At 65.1% G+C, this 20,525-nt stretch carries 20 protein-coding genes; 13 read left to right on the top strand and 7 right to left on the bottom strand.

Annotated elements, in window-relative coordinates; translation table 11 throughout:
- The first annotated feature begins 39 nt into the window (after positions 1 to 39).
- The 3 genes from DSM104635_RS12120 (at position 40) to DSM104635_RS12110 (ending at position 1,646) form a co-directional block, all read left to right on the top strand.
- On the top strand, positions 40 to 444 hold the full coding sequence (locus DSM104635_RS12120; protein WP_158766448.1) for a Ros/MucR family transcriptional regulator: 405 nt from the start codon (positions 40 to 42) through the stop codon (positions 442 to 444).
- Positions 445 to 567: 123 nt separating this feature from the next.
- On the top strand, positions 568 to 915 hold the full coding sequence (locus DSM104635_RS12115) for a helix-turn-helix domain-containing protein (RefSeq protein ID WP_158766447.1): 348 nt from the start codon (positions 568 to 570) through the stop codon (positions 913 to 915).
- A complete protein-coding gene (locus tag DSM104635_RS12110) occupies positions 912 to 1,646 on the top strand; it encodes a DUF6456 domain-containing protein (protein WP_158766446.1) in 735 nt (244 codons plus the stop codon). The genes DSM104635_RS12115 and DSM104635_RS12110 overlap by 4 nt, the downstream gene beginning before the upstream one ends.
- On the opposite strand, the gene DSM104635_RS12105 is transcribed toward DSM104635_RS12110, so the two are convergent.
- Together DSM104635_RS12105 and DSM104635_RS12100 are read right to left on the bottom strand one after the other, a co-directional pair.
- Positions 1,643 to 2,074 carry a SufE family protein gene (locus DSM104635_RS12105; RefSeq protein ID WP_158766445.1) on the bottom strand — a complete coding sequence of 144 codons (432 nt, stop codon included), beginning with the start codon at positions 2,072 to 2,074 and terminating at the stop codon, positions 1,643 to 1,645. The two genes, DSM104635_RS12110 and DSM104635_RS12105, sit on opposite strands and share 4 nt — an antisense overlap.
- A 42-nt stretch (positions 2,075 to 2,116) precedes the next feature.
- The gene (locus tag DSM104635_RS12100) at positions 2,117 to 3,181 is read right to left on the bottom strand and encodes a hypothetical protein (protein ID WP_158766444.1); all 1,065 of its coding nucleotides are present in this window, start codon (positions 3,179 to 3,181) and stop codon (positions 2,117 to 2,119) included.
- 174 nt (positions 3,182 to 3,355) lie between these two features.
- Here DSM104635_RS12100 and DSM104635_RS12095 point away from each other — a divergent pair, with 174 nt between their 5' ends.
- Positions 3,356 to 4,498, top strand: a complete 1,143-nt coding sequence (locus DSM104635_RS12095; protein ID WP_158766443.1) for a sensor histidine kinase — start codon at positions 3,356 to 3,358, stop codon at positions 4,496 to 4,498.
- Here the strand turns inward: DSM104635_RS12095 and DSM104635_RS12090 are convergent.
- Positions 4,495 to 5,340 carry a hypothetical protein gene (locus DSM104635_RS12090; protein WP_158766442.1) on the bottom strand — a complete coding sequence of 282 codons (846 nt, stop codon included), beginning with the start codon at positions 5,338 to 5,340 and terminating at the stop codon, positions 4,495 to 4,497. The genes DSM104635_RS12095 and DSM104635_RS12090 overlap by 4 nt on opposite strands.
- A gap of 57 nt (positions 5,341 to 5,397) precedes the next feature.
- Between DSM104635_RS12090 and DSM104635_RS12085 the strand changes: the two genes are divergently transcribed.
- Both DSM104635_RS12085 and DSM104635_RS12080 read left to right on the top strand, forming a co-directional pair.
- The gene (locus tag DSM104635_RS12085; RefSeq protein WP_158766441.1) at positions 5,398 to 5,745 is read left to right on the top strand and encodes a DUF1491 family protein; all 348 of its coding nucleotides are present in this window, start codon (positions 5,398 to 5,400) and stop codon (positions 5,743 to 5,745) included.
- 66 nt (positions 5,746 to 5,811) lie between these two features.
- Complete coding sequence (locus DSM104635_RS12080) at positions 5,812 to 7,416, top strand: peptide chain release factor 3 (protein ID WP_158766440.1); 1,605 nt, start codon at positions 5,812 to 5,814, stop codon at positions 7,414 to 7,416.
- Here the strand turns inward: DSM104635_RS12080 and DSM104635_RS12075 are convergent.
- The 4 genes from DSM104635_RS12075 to DSM104635_RS12060 all read right to left on the bottom strand — a co-directional run bounded on the left by DSM104635_RS12075 (position 7,413) and on the right by DSM104635_RS12060 (position 12,873).
- Positions 7,413 to 8,486, bottom strand: coding sequence for a DUF2336 domain-containing protein (locus DSM104635_RS12075; protein ID WP_158766439.1), 1,074 nt, complete (start codon positions 8,484 to 8,486; stop codon positions 7,413 to 7,415). The genes DSM104635_RS12080 and DSM104635_RS12075 overlap by 4 nt on opposite strands.
- Before the next feature lie 67 nt (positions 8,487 to 8,553).
- Positions 8,554 to 8,988 (bottom strand): hypothetical protein, encoded by a 435-nt coding sequence (locus DSM104635_RS12070; protein ID WP_158766438.1) that lies wholly within the window; start codon positions 8,986 to 8,988, stop codon positions 8,554 to 8,556.
- A 36-nt stretch (positions 8,989 to 9,024) separates the two neighbouring features.
- Entirely contained in the window at positions 9,025 to 10,851 is a 1,827-nt protein-coding gene (locus DSM104635_RS12065; protein WP_158766437.1) for an ABC-F family ATP-binding cassette domain-containing protein, read from the bottom strand.
- Between the two features lie 9 nt (positions 10,852 to 10,860).
- Positions 10,861 to 12,873, bottom strand: coding sequence for a transglycosylase domain-containing protein (locus tag DSM104635_RS12060; RefSeq protein ID WP_158766436.1), 2,013 nt, complete (start codon positions 12,871 to 12,873; stop codon positions 10,861 to 10,863).
- 211 nt (positions 12,874 to 13,084) lie between these two features.
- Between DSM104635_RS12060 and DSM104635_RS12055 the strand changes: the two genes are divergently transcribed.
- From DSM104635_RS12055 to DSM104635_RS12030, 7 genes are all read left to right on the top strand, one after another.
- Positions 13,085 to 13,381: a hypothetical protein gene (locus DSM104635_RS12055; RefSeq protein ID WP_158766435.1), complete on the top strand. Its 297-nt coding sequence runs from the start codon at positions 13,085 to 13,087 to the stop codon at positions 13,379 to 13,381.
- Positions 13,263 to 14,576: a DNA-packaging protein gene (locus DSM104635_RS12050; protein ID WP_158766434.1), complete on the top strand. Its 1,314-nt coding sequence runs from the start codon at positions 13,263 to 13,265 to the stop codon at positions 14,574 to 14,576. Before DSM104635_RS12055 ends, DSM104635_RS12050 begins: the two co-directional genes overlap by 119 nt.
- Before the next feature lie 14 nt (positions 14,577 to 14,590).
- Entirely contained in the window at positions 14,591 to 15,742 is a 1,152-nt protein-coding gene (locus DSM104635_RS12045; protein WP_158766433.1) for a phage portal protein, read from the top strand.
- A gap of 61 nt (positions 15,743 to 15,803) precedes the next feature.
- Positions 15,804 to 15,959 carry a hypothetical protein gene (locus DSM104635_RS19920; protein WP_228445674.1) on the top strand — a complete coding sequence of 52 codons (156 nt, stop codon included), beginning with the start codon at positions 15,804 to 15,806 and terminating at the stop codon, positions 15,957 to 15,959.
- A complete protein-coding gene (locus DSM104635_RS12040; protein ID WP_228445673.1) occupies positions 15,956 to 16,489 on the top strand; it encodes an HK97 family phage prohead protease in 534 nt (177 codons plus the stop codon). The genes DSM104635_RS19920 and DSM104635_RS12040 overlap by 4 nt, the downstream gene beginning before the upstream one ends.
- Positions 16,380 to 17,147 carry a phage major capsid protein gene (locus tag DSM104635_RS12035; protein ID WP_158766432.1) on the top strand — a complete coding sequence of 256 codons (768 nt, stop codon included), beginning with the start codon at positions 16,380 to 16,382 and terminating at the stop codon, positions 17,145 to 17,147. The genes DSM104635_RS12040 and DSM104635_RS12035 overlap by 110 nt, the downstream gene beginning before the upstream one ends.
- On the top strand, positions 17,144 to 20,491 hold the full coding sequence (locus DSM104635_RS12030) for a baseplate multidomain protein megatron (RefSeq protein WP_456119847.1): 3,348 nt from the start codon (positions 17,144 to 17,146) through the stop codon (positions 20,489 to 20,491). Before DSM104635_RS12035 ends, DSM104635_RS12030 begins: the two co-directional genes overlap by 4 nt.
- Positions 20,492 to 20,525 lie beyond the last annotated feature (34 nt).

The raw sequence follows: 20,525 nt of genomic DNA, 5'->3' as shown, positions 1-20,525 counted from the left end.
ATTGCCGCGACTTTTGTTTCCCTTAGCTGGCGGACTGAAATGGAAGCAAAGAATGACTTGGTCGAGATGGCTGCCGAGATAGTATCCGCATACGTTTCAGCCAATCAGGTCCCGCCCCAGGATTTACCGGGACTAATCCGGACGGTTTACTTGGCGCTGAATGAGGTATCGGGCACCGCGCCTGTATCTCAGGACCCGGCGCAAGAACCTGCCATCGCGATCAAGAAATCAGTGACGCCGGATTTCATCATCTGCTTGGAAGACGGCAAGAAATTCAAGTCGCTGAAGCGCCATCTGCGTACCCGATATTCGATGACACCTGACGAATACCGCGCGAAGTGGGGTTTGCCGCACGATTACCCGATGGTCGCGCCGAACTACGCGAAGGAGCGGTCCAATCTGGCCAAGCGGATGGGCCTCGGCCACGCACGGCGGGCCGAATAGGCGCGGTTTTCCGAGTTAGCGGAAAATAATCCTAATACTAGGAAAAAATCTATCCTACACCTCTGAGACGCCTGTATCCTCCGAATGTCGGTGGGTCATGGGAGGTCTAGGTGGAGGTGTTGAATGGGCGTTTCAGAACGCCGTGCGCGCGACGAAGCCGCCGCGCGATTGGCCGCTGGTGTAGCGTCGTATGCGCTGGATGTACCGGCTGATGACGTATTGGGGGATGCGCGGGGATCGTCGCAAGTCGCGTTTGCGCGCCAGGTGGCGGCTTACCTTTGTCACACGGGATTTGAGCTGAGTTTGTCGCGCGTGGCGGCGGCTTTTGGGCGCGATCGCTCAACCGTCGCGTATGCTTGCCACGCGATCGAGGATCGCCGCGATGAGATGCAGTTCGATCTTTGGATCGGCGCGCTCGAGGCGATGCTGCGCGACGCGCCGGCAAGCGCACCGCAAGGGGCAAAGGCATGAGCGCGCGGAACGTGACGCGCGCGTTGGAGCGCATGGCCGTATCTTCGCATCTCCTCGCGGCGGAACGAAGCGGCGCGCATTTTGGGCTCTATCCCAACGCCGACCGGCGGCGCAGGCCGATCGTGCGGTTGACCCGTGACGAAGTGCACAGCCTGCACGCCGATGGCGCACTCGAACCGGTGGCTGACGACGCCTTCGTACTGAGCGAAGCGGGCCGCTCGCGCGCGCGGCGCGAGCAAGCTGCGCCCGGCGAAGCGTTCGTGGCGCAGCACCGTGACGTGATCGACCGCGCCGTTGTCGGCCCTGACGGCGGCGTCGCCACCGTTCGCGGTCACGATGCGGACGCCACGCTTCGCCGGCTCGCCGCGTTGCGCGACGCCGCCGGCGCACCATGGCTCAACGGCGCCGAACTGGCGGCGGCGAGCCGCTTGCGTAGCGATTGGGAAGCGGCCGAGCGCGGCATGGTGCGCGGCTCCGATTGGGCAGCGCCGCCCATGAGTGGAACGCGCGGCGGCGGCAACGGACGCGAAGCCGCGCTCGCTGCGCATTGCGATGCAAAGCGGCGAAGCGCCGAGGCGCTGGAGCGATTGGCGCCGCCGTTGCGGCGCGTGGTCGAGCGCGTATGCTTACGCGAGGAGGGGCTGGAGATGCTGGAGCGCGCCGAAGCTTGGCCAGCGCGGTCGGGCAAGATCGCGTTAAAGTTGGCGTTGTCGCAACTGGCGGCAGGTTAGCCGTTCTGCGCTGCGCGGGCTTCGCTTTGGATGCGACTGATCATTGAGAAGAGGCCGTTGGAGCGTTGCGCTGTCAGGGCTTCTCCAAGGCCGAGGCGATCGAACATGGCGCGCGGATCGACGGCGAGGATCTCCGACGGTGTGCGACCGGAGAAGACCCGCATCAGCATGGCGATTTCGCCGCGCACTAAGTGCGCATCGGAATCTCCCCGGAAATAGAGCCTTTCCGGCGTTTCGGGCCGGCGCTCCGAAACCAACCAGACTTGGCTGGCGCAGCCGCGCACGCGGTTGTGTTCGGTGCGTTCGTCGTCACGCAACGGTTCAAGCGAACGCGCAAGCTCGATCACATGCGAAATGCGCTCCTCCCAGTCAGGGAGGAGCGCAAATTCGTCAGCGAGGTCTTGGATCGCTTGATCGGCGCTCGGCATAGCCCTGAGATGCGCTGGAACGCGGCTTAGAACAAGGCCGGCTTAGTCGCGCCCGCCGCTGCCGCCCGTGGTGACGGGTGTCATCGCGGTTTCACCCGGCTGGGCGACGGCGCCGATGCAGGTACCGATATCGCGGAGGCCGTGCTGGCCAAGGCAGAACGCGTTTTCATAACGAAAGCGCGCGGCCGACATGCATTGATAAAGCTGCAGTTGGGCCATCTCGAAGCAATCGCGCGAGCGCGGATCGGCGATAAGGCGGGTGACAGCGCTCTGGTTGGCGTCGACCGCGTCTAGCGCTTGCAGCGCCGCGACCGCCGACATGCGGTCCAGCACTTCGGCGCGGGTGACGTTGGCGCGCCACTGATAGGTGACCGGCTGTGCGGCGACTTCTGTCACTTCAGCGTTGCCGCCGAGCGCGTCCCAGAAGCGGCGGCCGCCGTAAGCGGTGGCGTCCGTCGTGGTGATCGAAAGCGGCGCAACCGTGAGGCGGGGCGACATTTCCGACGGGATCGCTGCGGTGTGGCCGCTAGCGGTGCCGAGCGTGCGGATGCGTTGCACGCGCGCTGCTTGCTGTGGCGCGACCTGGTTGGCCCAGCGCTGACGTTGCAGCGAGTAGGCGAGTTCCTGATAGCGGTCGGCGACGCTGATGATGCGGGCGCTGTCTGCGTTGGCGGAGTCGAGCAGTAAGCGGGTGGCCTCTTGGCCGCCGCGCAGGCCGCGCGCGTAAGACGGATCGACCGTGACGGCCCAGATCACCGCATCGCGGCCGTAATAGGCGGCGGCGTCGCGGACGCCTTGCACGAAGGCCGGCGATTGCGTGGCGGTTTGGGCGCCGTAGGCAACCCAACCGCGTGTGATCGCATCGCGGTTGTGGCGCGCAACAGTGTCGAGCGCGGTCTCAAGCTGGTTGGCGTTGCCGACCGTCGATGCGCGCAGGCCGGAGACATCGTTGTGATACGCGGCGTAAGCCGTGATCGCACTTTGCAGATCGCTTGCGCTGGTCGTCGCCGCGGGCGCGGCCTCGGCCGCGGGCGCAGCTGTTTGAGCGTTGGCGACGCCAATAAGGGCGACGGCAGCGGTAGTCGTCCAGACCGCTAGGCTTCGCATGGGCTCACTCCCCTAAATCCTTGATGGCGAGTCCGCTTCCGAGGGCGACTCAGAGCGGGCAGCATGTCCGCCATCGCGTTAAGAAGTCTTTTACTCGCGGGCCGGCTCTCAGTGTCAACACAACACGCAGCAAACTCTCCAGCAATAGCAGCGCCACGCGCAGTGGCGCTGGGGATGGCGTGCTGGTTTTGGCTTGCGGGCGTCGTTTCGGCGGTGCTTTTGGCATTTGCGAACGGTGCAGAGCGCGCACCGACCGCGCTAGCTGCTGCTTTGGCGATCGCGCCAGCGTTAACGGGTTTCACCTTGTTGCTGCGTTTTGGCCGGAAGTGGGCCGACGCGGGTTGGCTCGCGGTTTGGCTTACAGCTCTGACAGGTTTGGTCGCGGGAACCGGTGGGGCCAGTTCGCCGCTGGCGGCGGGGCTGTTGATAGTGCCGGCCATGGCGATCGCGCTGGGGAGGCCCTGGGCGCCGGAAGCGGGCGCGGCAGCGGTGTTGGGATATGCGCTGGCAGCGCTGTTATCGCGCTTCGACGCGCGCGCGGAACTCGGACCATTTGCGGAGATCATGACCGTGGTTTCGATCGTTTTTGCCGCCGGCGTGATGGCGCTTGGGCGGCGCGCGCACACGCGCGAAGCGGCGATGAGCCAGCGCATTGCGGAAGTGTCGCACGAATTGCGCACGCCGCTGACGCACATCCTCGGCTTCTCCGAGATGATCGAGCGCAAGATCTTCGGCGACATCAGCGATCGCTATGTCGAGTACGCGGGCCTCATTCGTAAAAGCGGCACGCACCTACTTAGTCTGGTCAACGATCTGCTTGATCTCTCGCGCATCGAGGCGGGGCGGTACGAGCTTGATCTGCAGACGTTTGATGTGCGCGCCGTCGTGGAAGAGGTGACGCGGCTTTCTACCGATAGCGCTGAGAAGAAGCAGATCGCACTGGGCATGCTGACGCCGGAGACGCCGCTGATGGTGCGCGCCGACGATCGCTCCGTGAAGCGCATGTTGATCAACACGGTGGGCAACGCGATCAAGTTCACGCCGGAGGGCGGCCGCGTGTTCGTGAGTGCGGCAATGGTGGACGGCGCGCTAGTGCTGGATACGACGGACAACGGACCGGGCATTCCCGAGGAAGAGCGCGAGAAGCTTGGCCAGGCGTATGAGCGCGGTTCAGGCGGCGCGCGGGCTGAGGGGACCGGACTTGGATTGTCGCTCGTGCGCGCTCTCGCGGTATTGCACGGCGGCGCGCTGAGTTTCCACGACGCACCAGGCGGCGGCGCGCTCGTTCGTATCACGCTGCCAGTGCTGGCGCCCTAGCGGATCGTAAGAAAGGCGCGCGCTGCGCCGACGTCGCCGACTTCAACGAACAAACGCTGCGTTGTGCGGCCCGATACGCGCAGTTCTACGGACTCGCGCGGGTCGAGCGTCATCAGTGCGCGGAAGGCTGTATCCGGGAACGTGAACACAGCTTGCGAGCGGCCGCCCTCGAGATGTTCAATTGTGCGCGTTGATGGCGCGCTGGTCGCGGCGTTGGGCGCGGGAACACCGGCTTCGATGCCGTAGGACATACGTTGTGTGAGACTGACTTCTTGCACGCGCGCTCGTGCAGCATCGCGCATGACCAGTGTGACGGACGTTGGCGCGGTCGCGCCGCGCGCGACGAGGATAACGAGGGTGAGGTGTTGTGCGTCGCCGCTTTGGCGCACGCCGAACACGGCGGGGATTGGCGCATCGACGGCTTGGCTCAAGCGCCAGGCTGGATCGGTGACCGCGGCGCGGCGCGCGATCCAGGTGCGTTCCCAGCCCGGAAATTCCATCGTGCCGGCGTTGACCCACATGCCGAACACGCGCCGCACGTCGGCGGCGGCAGTCGTCGTGCGCTGGTCGGTGCACGTGCGGGCGCGCGCGGCGGTGACGGCGGCGTTTTCCAGTTCACGCATCTGCGCGTTGGTCCAGCCTGAGCGCAGCAGCGCGCCGCGGGCTTGGGCGGCGCCAACTTGGAGTGCGGAGCGGATTGAGGTGGTGAAGAGGCGGCATTGCGTGTCGGCTTCGATCAAGCCCCGGCGCTCGGCGTAGGCGGCGCGTGCGTTGGGCGCGTCAGCGGAGGCCGAAGCGGCGGTCAGCAGGCCAAAGGCCGCGGCAAGGAAGAGGAGGCGCATGCGAGCGGCAAAGGTTAAGGTGTGGTGGTTGCGTTCTAGTGAACGCCGGGGTGCGGCATGGACGAGCTGAAGACCGATTTTTGGGCCACGGCGCTGATGCGCCGGGCCGCCATCGCCGGCGCCTTCGCGGGCGTGACCCGCAAGGGCGACACGGACGCCGGGGCGGTGTTGGTCAAGGTGGCGACCATGAACGGCAAGGCCCGGCTCTATGCGCCGGCGCGCGATGGTGAGGGGGAGCGTATTTGGCTTGACCTCTCCGCGGGGTCGCTCGGGGACGTTGAGGCGGATGTGGACGCCTACGTGCGCAAGCGGGCCGACAACGATCCGGATGTCTGGGTGATCGAGATCGAGGACAAGTTTGGCCGCCATTTCCTGATGGAACGGGTCGATTCCGGCGCGGCTTGAGGCGGTTCGGGTTGCTCCGCTGCGCCGGGGAGCGTAAACGCGCGCTTCGCTTTAACCCTGGATGCCATGTCCGCCGACCCCGCCACCGAGGCCGCTCGCCGCCGCACGTTTGCGATCATCTCGCACCCCGACGCCGGCAAAACGACGCTGACCGAAGGCCTGCTGCTCGCCGGCGGCGCCATTCACTTGGCCGGCGAAGTTGCTGCGCGCGGGCAGGCGCGGCGCACCAAGTCCGACTGGATGAAGATCGAGCGCGAGCGCGGGATTTCGGTGTCGTCGTCGGTGATGATGTTCGAGCACCAAGGCTTGGTGTTCAATCTGCTCGACACGCCGGGCCACGAGGATTTCTCGGAAGACACCTACAGAACGCTGACTGCGGCAGATTCCGCGATCATGGTGCTCGATGCCGCAAAGGGCATCGAGCCGCAGACGCTGAAGCTGTTCGAAGTCTGCCGTCTGCGCGACATCCCGATCACAACGTTCATCAACAAGATGGACCGTGAGGCGCTCGATCCGTTCGAGCTGCTGGATGAGATACACTCCAAGCTCGCGATGGATACCGCGCCGATGTATTGGCCGGCCGCGTCCGGGCAGCGCTTTGCCGGAATGCTCGATCTGTCAACGGAAGAGTTCGTGCCGTTCCGCCGGCTGGAGCATGGCGAAGAGGGTTTTGCTGTCGAGGATCGGCAGAAGCGCGGGACGAACTCCTACTTGCACAACGTCACGGACGATGTCCGCAAGGAACTGGAAGAGACGGCTGAGCTGGCGCGCGAAGGGCTGCCAAAGTTCGATCTGACCGCGTTTCGCGAAGGCCACCTAACGCCAGTTTACTTCGGTTCGGCATTGCGACGCTTCGGTGTGCTGGAACTGTTGGCGGGGCTGGCGGCGAATGCGCCGCCGCCGCGACCGTTGAAGGCGACGGTGAAAGGCACGGAGACGGAAGTCGCGCCAGGACGCGCCGATGTCACCGGCTTCATCTTCAAGATCCAAGCGAACATGGACCCGAAGCATCGCGACCGCGTCGGCTTCTTCCGCATTTCGTCGGGCAAGTTTCAGCGCGGCATGACGTTGAAGACGGCGGCGGGCAAGGGCTTCAACGTCCACAATCCGCTGATGTTCATGGCGCAAGAGCGCGAGATCGCCGACGAGGCGTTTCCGGGCGATGTCATCGGCATACCGAGCCATGGCGGTCTGCGCGTCGGGGACTCGCTGTCGCAAAGCGGCGAAGTGGTGTTTCAGGGCATTCCGAACTTCGCGCCGGAAATTCTGAAACGCGTGCGCGTGCGCGATCCGCTGAAGCAGAAGCACTTGCGCAAAGCGCTGGAGTCGCTGGGCGAAGAGGGCGTGACGCAGGTGTTCAAGCCGGTGCAGGGCGGCGACCTTGTGGTTGGGGCCGTCGGCGCGCTGCAGTTTGATGTGCTCGACGAGCGGATGAAGGCGGAATACGGCTTGGACGTCGTGTTCGAAACGTCGCCGTATCAAGCTGCGCGGTGGGTAAGCGCCGATGCGCGCGCCGATCTGGATGCGTTCATCGACAAGTCGCAGTCGCAGATGGCTGAAGACGTCGATGGCTCGCCGGTCTATCTCGGCAAAAGCGCCTGGGAAATCGGCTATGTGCAGGAGAAGAACCCCAAGGTTCGCTTCTCCGACACCAAGGAACGCGCGGCTTAGGCCGCTTTGCGCACTTTCATGAAGCGCATGGCGCGTTGCGCGGCTTCGATCGGTACGGCGTTGTAGAGCTTGCCGAACTCTTCGGCCCGGTCCATCGCCTCTTCGCCGCCGCATGCCAGCACCGCCAGCGTGACGAACAGCGGGCGCTCGATGTTCGAGGCGCGGCAGATCATGGCGAGGCCGTCGATGTCTTTGCGCTCAAGCAGACTGGCGACCGTCTCGTGTTCGAGATTGGTGATTTCGGCCAGGCCGTAGAGGAAGTGGGTGCGTTTGGCTTCGCGATAGAGCGAAACCAGCAGGCGCGCATTGAGTTCGCCGTTGTTCTTCTTCGACTGGATGAACGCCATCGCGTTCTTCGCTTCCGCGCCCATGTCGCCGACCGACTTGGTGATGCGAGCGCGCGCCTTGGAGAGGGCGGCGTCCAGTGTGGCGGGATCGACCGAGGCGTTGCGCTGCATGATCTGGTTGCGCAGGCTCGCTTCGACGACGAAATACATTTCGTTCAAGAGATCGAGCGGCAGGTCGCGGCGTTGAACCACGCCTTCATGCAGCACGGCGTTGCGGCGTGCGCGATCGACGGCGGCTTCCATGCTGGTGCGCGAGACGTCGGCGCCTTCGTTGCGGATGAGCGCATCGAGCGCATTGTCATCACCGAACTTCACGATGGCGTCGGAGAGCGTCTCGCTGACTTGATCGCGTTGAGCGACGGCCTTGATGTGCTGCTGGCTTTGATAGTTCACGATCTGGAGCAGGGTTTGCTCATCGAGCACGCGGCTGTTCCTCAGCACCGGTTCGGAAATCTCAAAGGCGTGGTTGGCCAGGTCGCGCATCAGGCCCACGGGCGCGTCGTCTGCATTGGCGAATTGTTGCGCCAACTCCGCCAGGACATTCTCCTGCATCTCGGCGGCGACGAGTTGGAGCACATCATCGAACAGCGCCGTTTCGCGCTCCGAGCGCGAGGCGGAAGTTTCGAAAAAGAGATCGGTGACTTCGCGCAGCAACTCGCGGCGCTGGCCGCTATCGGTCGTGCGCGCAAGGTCAACCAGTTTTGCGAAGCGCGGTTGGGACATTAGGCCGGGAGCTCCTGAATCCGGCGGGACACTAATTCACGCCCGTTAATAAATTGTCCCGCGCGCTTCATTGCCGGCCTCCGAGACGAGGGCGCAGCGTTTCCCCATCAGGCCCGCCGAGGAGCGCCAGTGTCGCCTCGGTTTCCGGCTGGTGAAATGCGGTTTCCTGCGTTGCGATGGGCAACGCGATTACGGGTTCTGTGGCCGCGCTTGGAGCGGGCCATGCAGCAAACGAAGGCGCGCGCGAGGCGATGCCGGCCTCGGTGCCGGTCGGCGCCGGCGTCTCAGGCGCGATCGCCATAAGTGCGCAGGCGCCGTCGGCGTGTCGGATCCAGGCAATGCAGAGCCCGTCGTCGGCGCAAGCGCGCGCGCATGCGTTGGCGTCGTGTGTCGTCACACTCGTATATGAGCCGTTAACGCGCTGGCTGGTGGCATTGGCCGAAGTCGCCACCGCGAGCGCGGCGCCGAGTGCCAGGGCGATGAAGGGCGAGGTCAGACGCATGGCTGTGACCATGCCCGCACACGGTTAACAGAGGATTCATTCCTCCGACGCGAGCGCCTCGCGCTTGAGTTCAATCTCCAACCATTCGCCTTCGCCAGCAATGTGCTCGGCCCGCGCCGCTTCGAGGCGGGCTGCGGTCGTGTGGAACGCTTTCGGGTCACGCTCGAAGACGCCGGAAGCGGCGAGACTTGCTTCGAGTACGCCGATTTCCGCAGATAGCTTCGGCAGCAGCGTATCGAGTTCAGCGGCGCGACGTTCGTCCTTGTAGCTCAGCTTGGTGGCCTTGCGTGGCGCTTGCGGCTTGGGTTCGGCGCGTTGAGCTGCAGGTTGCTCGCGGCGTTTCGGTTTCACACCGCCATACTCGCGCTCGAAATCAGACCAGCCGCCCGGTGCCTCCACCCACTTGCCGTCGCCGAGGGGGCCAATGATTTGCGTTGCAACGCCGTCGAGAAAGGCCCGATCGTGGCTGACCAGGATCACGGTGCCGTCGTAAGCGGCGAGCATATCTTCGAGCGCGTCGAGCGTATCAATATCGAGATCGTTCGTCGGCTCATCGAGCACGAGCAGGTTCGCCGGCTTGGCCAGCGCCACCGCTAGCGCGAGGCGATTGCGTTCGCCGCCGGAAAGCGCGTCGATGGGTTGCCGGAGCTGCGCGGGCGAGAACAGAAATTCGCCGGCGTACGCAGCGACGTGCTTTGGCCGGCCCCGCACCATGATCTGATCGCCCCCGCGTGGCGCAAGCGCGTCCCAGATGGTGCCGGCGTTGCCCAAGATGGCGCGCGATTGATCGACGTAGGCGATTTCGAGGTTGCCGCCCAAGCGAACTTCGCCGGACTCCGGATCGCGGCGCTGGAGCAGAAGTTCGAGCAGTGTCGTCTTACCCGCGCCATTGGCGCCGACGACGCCGACGCGATCACCGCGCATGATGCGGGTGGAGAAGTCGGTCACGATGGGACGTCCGTACGCGATCGATACGCGTTTGGCCTCGATCACCAGCTTCGAGGATTCCGCGCCCTTGTCGGCTTGCAACGCAGCCTTTGGCGTTGCGCTGAGAGCCTTGAAGTCGCGCTTTTCCGTGCGCATGGCTTCCAGCTTGCGGCGACGACCTTCGTTGCGCGAGCGGCGGGCTGTGACGCCGCGGCGGAGCCAGTGCTCTTCGGCTTTGAGGTGGGTTTCGAGCCGCGCGGCGTAGCGTTCCTCTTCGACCTCAATGCGTTCTGCCCAGCTCTCGAACTGCGCATAGCCTTCGTCGGATGTGAGGACGCGGCGTTGCCGCAACCAAAGCGTCGCGGTGGTGACGCGTTCGAGGAAGCGGCGGTCGTGACTGACGATCAGGCAGGCGCCGTTGAACGCAGCGACACGTTGTTCAAGCAGTTCGATCGCCGCGATGTCGAGATGGTTCGTTGGTTCGTCGAGGAGCAGAATGTCTGGCCCAGCGGCGAATGCACGCGCGAGAGAAGCGCGGCGCGTCTCGCCGCCGGAGAGACCGGTAGGCGCGCGATAGGGATCAAGCCCGAAGAGTTCGAGTTCGGAGTCAGCGTCGTGCGCGGGCGCCGGACGGTCGCTGCTGGCGATGCTGACAGAAGGCGCCCGTGCGTAGTCGCGGAGGGTGGCGAAGCCCTCCATATCCGGCTCTTGGCGCGCCAGCGCCACCACCGTGCCGGAGGCATAGGTGATGATGCCTGAGTCCGGTTCAGCTTCTCCGGCGAGCATGCGGATCAGCGTCGATTTACCGGCGCCATTGGCGCCGATGAGCGCGGCGCACTCGCCCTTGTGCAGGACGAAGGAGACGCCTTCGAACAGCGGCGCGCTGCCCAGCGTTAGGCGCAAGTCCTTTGCGTGCGCGAGAGCTGGACCTGCCATCGCGCGAGACTAGTTGAAAATCTCTTCGAGCGCGTCACCCAGATCGTTGCCGGAATCGCCGAAAGCATTGGCGAGATCGTCGAAGAACGACGCCGTCTCTATTTCCGCTGGCGAATACGCTGGCTGCTCGATGCCGGGGAGCGGGTGATCTTCGACGCCCTGGTGCGCGACGCGCATGGTGTCGTTCCAGATCTGCGCCGGCAAGGTGCCGCCGGTGGTGCGGCCCATCGAGGTAAAGTCGTCGTGGCCGACCCAGACGCCGGCAGTGTAGTCGGCGGTGTAGCCGACGAACCAGGCGTCGCGCCAATCGGAGCTGGTGCCGGTTTTGCCTGCGACGTCGCGCCCGCCGAGGCTGGCGCCTGTACCGGTGCCGCGCAGGACAACAGCGCCCATCATGCTGGTCATGTGCTGGACGACTTGCTCGTCGAGGACGCGCGCGCCTTCATAGGGCGGGCGCGTATACAGCAGCTGACCCGCGGAGTTCGAGACCGACTGAATGATGTGCGCGTCGATACGCCGGCCGTCATTCATGAAAACGGCGAACGCCGATGTCATGTCCCACAGCGTCGTCTCGATAGAGCCCAGCGCGATCGAAGGCGGCACGAATTGGCCGCGAGCGGGCATGTCGGTAATGCCGAGGCGCGTGGCGACGTCGGCGACACGGCGTGGACTGACTTCGTTGGCGACAGAGGCAGCGACAGTGTTGATCGAGAGCGCAAATGCCGTGCGCAGCGTGACGGCGCCGCGATAGCCGTCATCGTAGTTGCGCGGGCGCCAGCCATCGATGACGACGGGTTCGTCGTAACGCACATCTTCGGTGTCGAGGCCAGCTTCAAGCGCGGCGGTGTAGACGAACGTCTTGAATGTTGAGCCGGGTTGGCGTTCGGCTTGGGTGACGCGATTGAACTTCGACGTGTTGTAATCAGTCCCGCCAACGAGCGCGACGATTGCGCCTTGGCGGTTGACGGCCATCATCGAGGCTTGCAGCGGGCGGCGGCCGAAGGCGCGGTTGCCGAGGCGCCGCCGGATCGAGTTGGCGGCTGCCTCTTGGACGTCACGATCAATCGTCATCTGGATCACGAGGTCGGGTGTGTCGCGGCCGACGGCGGCGCGTGCTTGTTCGACGGCGAGATCGAACGCGTAGCCCATGGCGCGTTCGGTGCTCGGGCGCTCGATGACGCGGATGCGCTCTTCCTTGGCTTCGGCGGCTTGCTCGGCGGTGATGAAGCCTGCCTCGACCATCGCATCGAGCACGACGTGCTGACGCGCTGTCGCCCGTTCCATGCTCTCCGTCGGCGCCGAGCGCGATGGCGCTTTGGGCAAACCAGCCAGCATGGCGGCTTCCGCGAGTGTCAACTCACTTGAGGTTTTTCCGAAGAAACGCCGCGCGGCTGCATCGACGCCGTAAGCCTGGTCGCCGAGATAAACGCGGTTGAGGTAGAGCTCGAGGATCTCATCTTTGGTCAGCCGCCGCTCGATGCGGGATGCGAGCACCATCTCGCGGAGCTTGCGGTTGATGGTTTGGTTCGGCGTGAGGAAAAGATTGCGCGAGAGCTGCTGCGTAATGGTTGACGCGCCTTGCACCGTCTCGCCGGCGCGAAGGTTGGCGAGGATGGCGCGGAAGATCGCCATGCGGTCGACGCCCTCGTGCTGATAGAAGCGCCGGTCCTCGATCGCGAGGAAGGCCTGCGGCACGTATTCGGGCAGCTCTGCGAGCGTTGCGCGCCGCGCATAATAGGGCCCGCGCACGCCGATGATCTCGCCTTCGGTGTCGACAAACATAATCGACGGTTGACGATTGAGCGCCCACAGCGCTTCAGCATCCGGAACGCGCGGCAGGCCCCAGTAAATCCAAATCCAGAGCGCCAACACGAACAGCAACACGCCGCCGGCCGCGAAGCTCGCGATCCGGCGCCATGTGAAGTTCGAGCGGTCGCCGATCGCAGCGGCGTGCGTCTGCGCGGCGGCGCGCAGCTTCGCCCAGTCGATGCCGCGGCGCGGGTCTGGTGGTAGATCGGACAAGGAGTTCTCCGGGAGCGGGTGTCCAATAGAGGTATGGCCGAATTCTGGCCAGCGTTCTGGCGGGAGAAACGCGGATAGAGCCCCTGCGTATCCCTCAAGTTCCGCGTTCAAAGCACAGATTCGGTTGGACTTCTCCAAAATCTATCCGACCGACCCGGCCAAGCCTTAGCATCCAGGCACTGTCGAGGCTTTGGGTTTCGAGGAGGCAACGATGAGCGAAGCAGCTGAAACGATGAAGCGCCTTCTGAACGATGCGCTCGTGGCGATGACGCGCGGCGACAACGCCTCGGACGCCGATCGACGGGCGAAAGCCATCTCGGCGCTGGTCAAGGCGGAGCGAGAAGTAGGTGAACTAATGGCGGCGCCGGTTGCGCCGTCCGTGGAGGAAGATGAGCAGTCCAGACGCGCCGAACTGCGCCGCCGCATTGCTGTGTTCGTTGACGCCAGTAGGGCTGGCGCACCTGACGACGTGCTTCAGCGCATCGCAGCTACAGGATCTGCTCAATGATTGGCGGTTCTGGGCGCGGGAGGAACAGATCGCGCCGGACGGCGACTGGCGCACTTGGGTGTTCTTGGGCGGACGTGGCGCCGGCAAGACCCGCGCTGGCGCGGAATGGGTTTCGGAATTGGCGCGATGGAGCAAAGCGGGGCGGATCGCGCTGATCGCGCCGACGTTTCAAGATGTGCGCGAGGTTATGATCGAAGGCTCATCGGGCTTACGCGCCCTGGCCGATGAACGGCCCGTCTATGAGGCGAGCCGCAAGCGGCTCTGCTGGGCCAACGGAGCGCAAGCGTACTGTTTTTCGGCGGAGGACCCAGAGTCGCTGCGCGGGCCGCAGTTCGATGCGGCGTGGGCGGATGAATTGTGTTTCTGGGCGTATCCAGAGGAAGCGCTCTCGACCCTGGAGCATGGTTTGCGTTTGGGCGAACGGCCGCGGCTGATGGTGACTACGACACCGCGCCCGATGCCGGCGCTGAAGCGCCTGCTCGATGCGCGCGACACGGTCCGGTCAATATCTGCGACTTGGGCGAACCGGCACAACGTCTCGCCGGACTTCGTCGCCAAGCTGAACGAGCGCTGGGCGGGCACTGCGTATCACCGGCAGGAATTGTTGGGTGAACTGATCGAGACGTTCGAAGGTGCGCTGTGGCGGCGCGCGGAAGTTGAAGCGTTGCGGCGCAATGTCGATGCGGAGTTTGATCGCGTCGTTGTCGCCGTCGATCCGCCGGCGAGCGTGGGCGCTGAGGCAGACTCGTGCGGCATCATCGCTGCGGGCGCATATGGCGAAGGCGCGGCGCGACAGGTTGTAGTGCTGGCGGACGCCACCATCCAAGGCGCGGCGCCACACGAGTGGGCCGGGCGCGCGGCAGCGCTGGCGCGATCCGTCGGTGCTGATGCAATTGTCGCCGAGGCGAACAACGGCGGCGAAATGGTGCGAGAGGTTCTGCGCGCAGCTGCGCCGGAGTTCTTCGTGCGCTTGGTTCATGCCAGCAAAGGCAAGCGCGCGCGGGCCGAACCCGTCGCAGCATACTACGCGCAAGGGCGCGTGACACATGCTGGCGTGTTCCCGGCGCTGGAAGACGAGATGTGCGCGTTCGGCGCCGGTGTTGCGAAGGCCAGCCCTGATCGCGTGGACGCACTGGTGTGGGCGCTGACGGATTTGTTCATGGGCGGCGCACAGCCGCGCGTGCGGATACTTTAACGAGAAAGCTCTAGATGTTGGATTGGTGGAGACGTCTCCGCGCGCCGCGCGTGGAGCGAAAGCTGTTGGCGTGGCACGCGCTTGGGCGCCCGGCCTGGTCGGCGCGCGATCCCAGCGTGTTCGCGCGCGAAGGCTATGCGCGCAACGCGATCGCGTATCGTTGTGTGCGCATGATCGCCGAAGCCGCGGCAAGTGCGCCGCTGAAGGTCGGCCCGGCGGATCACCCGCTGGCGCGTTTGCTGGCACGACCCAACCCTGAGCAAACCGGGATTGAGCTGCTGGAAGCGTTCTACGGCCACCTGCAGGTTTCGGGGAACGCGTACCTCGAAGCGGCGAGCATCGAGAGCGATGCGCCGTCCGAGCTTTATGTGCTTCGGCCAGACCGGATGAGCGTTGTGCCTGGCGCCGATGGTTGGCCGGTGGGATGGGAGCATCGGGTTGGTTCAAGTGTGCGCAAGTTCGAACGCGATCCGGTCACGAGCGATGCGCCGATCCTGCATCTCAAGCTCTTTCATCCGGCCGACGACTGGTACGGGCTCTCGCCGATGGAAGCAGCGGCGTTCTCCATCGACATCCACAATGCCGGCGGCGCCTGGAACAAAGCACTGATCGACAACGCGGCGCGGCCGTCAGGCGCGCTTGTGTTCACAGGCGCCGGCGGCGCGGATCGCTTGAGCGAAGAGCAATTCCGGCGTTTGAAGCAAGAGCTGGAAGACATGCATGTCGGCGCCGCAAACGCTGGCCGGCCAATGCTTTTGGAAGGCGGACTGGAGTGGCGGCCGATGTCGCTCTCGCCGTCGGAGATGGACTTCAGCGAAGCGCGGCACTCGGCCGCGCGCGACATTGCGTTGGCGTTCGGCGTGCCGCCGATGTTGCTCGGCATTCCTGGCGACAACACCTACTCCAACTACCGCGAAGCGAACTTGGCGTTCTGGCGCCAGACAGCTTTGCCGCTCGCCATGAAAGGTGCGCGGGGGATCGAAGCGTGGATCGGAGATCGCTGGCCCGAGACCGGGCCTGCTGCAGTGAATGTCGATGTCGAGAATGTGCCAGCGCTAACGATTGAGCGCGAGGCCTTGTGGTCGCGCATCGGCAGCGCGAATTTCCTGAGCGAGGACGAGAAGCGCCGGATGGCGGGAGTCGAGACGCCGGAGCGTGCGCAATGAGGATTGATCCGCGCGTCACGCTGGCGCTCATTCTTGCGCTGTTTCTGGAACCGCTGGTGGTTTGATCTGGGCTGGCCGCGCTGCGGCGCGGTTGGAAGAGGTAGAACGAGCCGTCGCGACGCAGCCTGAAGTAGCCGAGCGCCTGGCGCGGTTGGAAGAGCAAGTTGCGGACGCGCGCCGTTCGCTCGCGCGCATCGAGGCGCGGCTCGAGCCGTGATCATCGAAGGCTACGCCGCTCTGTTCGGCGTCGCGGATCAGATGGCGGACGTGGTGCGCGCCGGCGCTTTCGCGTCGAGCTTGGCGCGGCGCGGTGAGCCGCTGCCGATGCTGGTTGAACACGAACGGCGCTTGCATGCCGGGCACTGGGATGTTGTGCGCGAGGATGGGCGCGGGCTCTACCTGCGAGGCCAGATCCGCGACGAGCTGCCCGGCGCCGCGCGCGCCAGGCGTTTGATCGCCCGCGGCGTCGATGGGTTGTCGATCGGGTTCGTGCCGATCGTGGCGCACCGCAAAGCCAGCGGGCGCGTGTTGGAAGAAATCGAGCTTCTGGAAGTGTCCATCGTGACCCATCCGATGCAGCCGCAAGCGCGGTTGACTCTTGCGCGAGAGTTCACCCGCGCTAGCTTAGGAGAAAAACGTGAGAAAAGAGACCAAGGCCGCGCCTGTTGGCGCGCAGGACGCGCTCATGCGCGCGTTCGAGGACTTCAAGACCGCAAACGACGCGCGCCTCGACGCAATCGAGCGTAAACGCGCCGACGTTCTCTTGGAAGAGAAGGTCGATCGCATCGACCGGGCGCTGAGTGAGCAGAAGTCGCAGATCGAACGCGCAGCACTCGCCGGCCGCCGGCCGGGGCTTGCTGCTGATCCGGCGCTGAGCGAGCACAAGTCGGCATGGAGTTCATACCTTCGCCGTGGCGATATTTCGGCGCTCGCGCAATTCGAGGCGAAAGCACTTTCGGTCGTTGGTGATCCCACTCCGGGCGGCGCCGACGGCGGCTACGTCGCGCCCCCTGAACTCGACCGCATGATTGAGACACGTTTGCGCCAGGTTTCGCCGATGCGCGGCATTGCGACCGTGCGCACCACCGGCGCCAACGTGTTCAAGAAGCCGATCAGCCTCACCAACGCCGGCACGGGTTGGGTCGCGGAAACCGCGGCGCGCACGCAGACGACTTCGCCGACACTGGCACTGCTCGAATTCCCAACCTCAGAGCTTTACGCCAACCTCGCCGCGACACAGACGTTGCTCGACGACAGCTTCGTCAATCTCGAAGAATGGATCGCGACCGAAGTCGAAGAAGCCTTCGCGGGCCAAGAGCGCGCCGCGTTCGTCAATGGCGATGGCGATGACAAGCCGCGCGGCTTCCTGGACTACGACGCAGTCGCGGAAGGCAGCTACGTCTGAGGCAAGATCTGCCGCTCGACCGCTTCGGCAACACCATCCCGCAGCTTTCATTTGAGATCGTGCGGCCGGCGCCACAACGCACGCCCGGCCCGCGCTTCGAGGACCGCGTCAAAGCGATCTGTCTGATCCCTGGCTCGGGGGAGTTCGTGTACGCCACCGAGCCCGTGATGCGCCGCATCGGGCCGGGCCAAGAGACGGCGGAAAACGTTCACGCCGAACGGGACCGCGCCAACCTGTTGGTGTCGCTTGATCAGCTTCAGCAGGATTTTCCCAATTGTGAGAGCGTGCTGCTAGTGGTCTCCTGGTTCGGCGATGACCTGCGCTGCGGCGAATGCCAAATCCGGCCTGGCGTCGAGTTGGATGAGAAAAGCACGACGCCCGTGAGTTGGCGCGCGGGCGGCGTCACGCGCGGCGGCGCGCACGTCGTCAGTCAGTTTGAGGGCGCGCCGGCCTATGGCGGGACGCCGAGTGATGCGAGCGTGTTGCAAGCGATCGCGGCGCTGAAAGCGCGCGGCTATGCGGTGAGTTTGTACCCGTTCGTGCTGATGGACGTGTCGGCGGGCGATGCATTGCCGGATCCTTACGGCGCCGCGGAGCAGGCGGCCTATCCGTGGCGCGGGCGCATTACACCGCATCCCGCGGTCGGTCAGCTGGGTGCGGTGGACAAGACGGGCGCAGCGGCAACGCAGATTGAAAGCTTCTTCGGCGCTGCTGCGCCATCTGATTTTGGCGCCGGTGAAGGCGTGCCCACCTATTCCGGTCCAAACGAATGGTCCTACCGCCGCTTCGTCCTCCATCACGCAAAGCTCGCCGCACTCGCGGGCGGCGTCGACGCGTTCATCATCGGATCGGAACTGCGCGCCCTGACAACGGCGCGCGATAGTGCGACCAGTTTTCCTGTCGTCGCCGCTCTTCGCGATCTCGCCAGCGATGTTCTCGCCATGCTCGGTCCGAGCACGACACTCACCTATGCGGCAGATTGGAGTGAGTACGGAGGCTATCGCCCGCAAGACGGGTCGGGCGATGTGCTCTCCCATCTCGATCCGCTTTGGGCCGATGACGAGATCGACGTCGTCGGCATCGATTGGTATCCACCGCTGACCGATTGGCGTGATGGGATCGGGCACCTCGACGCCACGATTACCAAGCATCCGCACGATAGCGCCTATCTGGAAAGCCGGATCGAAGCCGGTGAGAACTACGATTGGTTCTACGCCTCCGACGCTGATCGCGCGGCGCAAACGCGCACGTCGATCACCGACGGCGCTCACGCCGAGCCTTGGATCTATCGCGCCAAGGACGTGCGCAATTTCTGGGCGCACCCGCACTTCGATCGCCCGGCCGGCGTGCGCGCAGCTTCGCCGACAGCCTGGACGCCGGAGTCGAAGCCGGTTTGGCTGATCGAACTCGGTTGCCCCGCAATCGACAAAGGCGCCAACGCGCCCAACCTTTTCATCGACGCGAAGAGCGCCGAGAGCATGTTGCCGCCCTTCTCCTCAGGCGCGCGCGACGATCTCATTCAACGCCGCACGCTCGAAGCGTATCTGCGCTACTGGGACGCGGAAGGCGAAGCCAACCCCGTCTCGTCGCTCACCGGCCTGCCGATGATCGAGCGCGCATTCCTCTGGGCATGGGATGCGCGGCCACATCCGGCGTTTCCGGCATTGAGCCAGGTCTGGAGTGACGGACCAGCGTGGCGGCGCGGTCATTGGCTCAATGGTCGCGCTGGGCTCTCAATGCTCGGCGAAGTGGTGACAGATATCTGTGCGCGCGCCGACGCGGAAGACGTTGCTGCGTCGGCCTTGGTCGGCGCGTTGAGCGGCTACGTCGTGGATGCGCCAATGGAGGCGCGTGCGGCGCTGGAGCCGTTGATGGCCGCTTACGATTTCGGCGCGGCCGAGCGTGAGGGCGCGATTGTGTTCTTTCACGCTGACGACGCGGCGCCTGTGGATGTCGCTATAAGCGATCTCACTGCCGATACGGTCGCCACACCGCTTGCGCGGCGCTCGGATGCGGCGGACGCGCCAATTGAGGCGCGCGTGCGCTTTATCGATGCGGCGCGAGATTACCTGATCGGCGGCGCCAGTGCGCGGCGATTGGACCGCGCCGAAGTCGGCGTCATCAGCTTGGACGCCCCGCTTGTGCTCGAAGCGGAGGCGGCAGAACGCATCGCGCAAAGCGTGCTCGCGGATCGCCGCGCGGCGGCCGAAGCGCTGAATATAGCACTCGGTCCGGCGCATCTGGCACTGGAGCCCGGCGACCGCATCACGCTCGCCGGCGGGTCCGACCTGTTTGAGATCGCCGCAATCGAGGATGGCGCGGAACGGCAGCTCGATGTTCGTCGCGCGCGCGCAGCGGCCCCGACCCAAACGCAGATCGGCGATCCGACCGCGCCGGTGTCGACGCCCGCGCCGACTCCAGCCGTCTCAGTTCTCAATCTGCCTCCCTTGCCGAAGGCCGAAGGCGAGAGCCGGCCGCTGGTCGCGATCTACGCGTCACCCTGGCGCGGTGCGCATGCGCTCTACGCAGGAGCGGCGCTGAGCCGCCGCGCGACCGTCGCGCAGCCTGCGGTGATGGGTGAATTATTGTGGGCGCTGTGGCCGGGGCCAGTGGATCGGTGGGACGATGGCAACATCATCCGGATCAAGCTCTACGGCGGCGCACTCGCGAGCGCGACGCCCGATGCCGTGTTGAACGGCGACAACGTGTTCGCAATCGAAGGCGCTGACGGAGACTGGGAAGTTGTGCAAGCGCGTTCGTGCGAATTGGTCGCGCCGAACGAGTATCAACTCTCGGGCTTTCTACGCGGCCAGCTCGGCTCCGCTCCCGCGATGCGCGAACCGCATCCGGTCGGGGCCCGCATCGTGAAGCTGGACGCGCGGCTGGCGCGCGCTGAGATTGGCGCGCACGAATGGAATGAGCCGCTGGCGTTCGCGGCGCCGCCCGCGAACGCACTCGCTACCGATCCACGCGCCGAACATCTCACGCTCACTTTGCCGCACGCCGCTTTGCGTCCTTGGGCGCCGGCGCATCTTCGCGCACGCCGTGAACCGAGCGGCGACGTCGCGATCAGCTGGGTGCGTTGCGCACGTGTGGGCGGCGACGCTTGGGGGCCGGGCGAGCCGCCGCTCGGCGCGGCGCCGGAAAGCTACGTCCTGGATATCCTCGACGGCGCGGACGTTCTGAAGCGAAGTGTGAACGTCACAAACCCGGCTCACCTCTACGGCGCCGCCGACCAGATCGCTGATTTCGGTGCTCCGCCTGTCTCGTTGCGCCTCCGAGTCGCCCAGATGGGAGAGAACGGTGCGCCAGGGTTGAACAAGGAGTTAACCATAACATTATAGCCAGGCGGGCCAGAATGCCGGCGCGGTCTGATTC

The organism is Terricaulis silvestris, from assembly GCF_009792355.1.
GTDB classification, from domain to species: domain Bacteria; phylum Pseudomonadota; class Alphaproteobacteria; order Caulobacterales; family Aquidulcibacteraceae; genus Vitreimonas; species Vitreimonas silvestris.
Note: the sequence above shows the minus strand (reverse complement) of the source record. Positions and strands in the feature narration are given on the sequence as shown.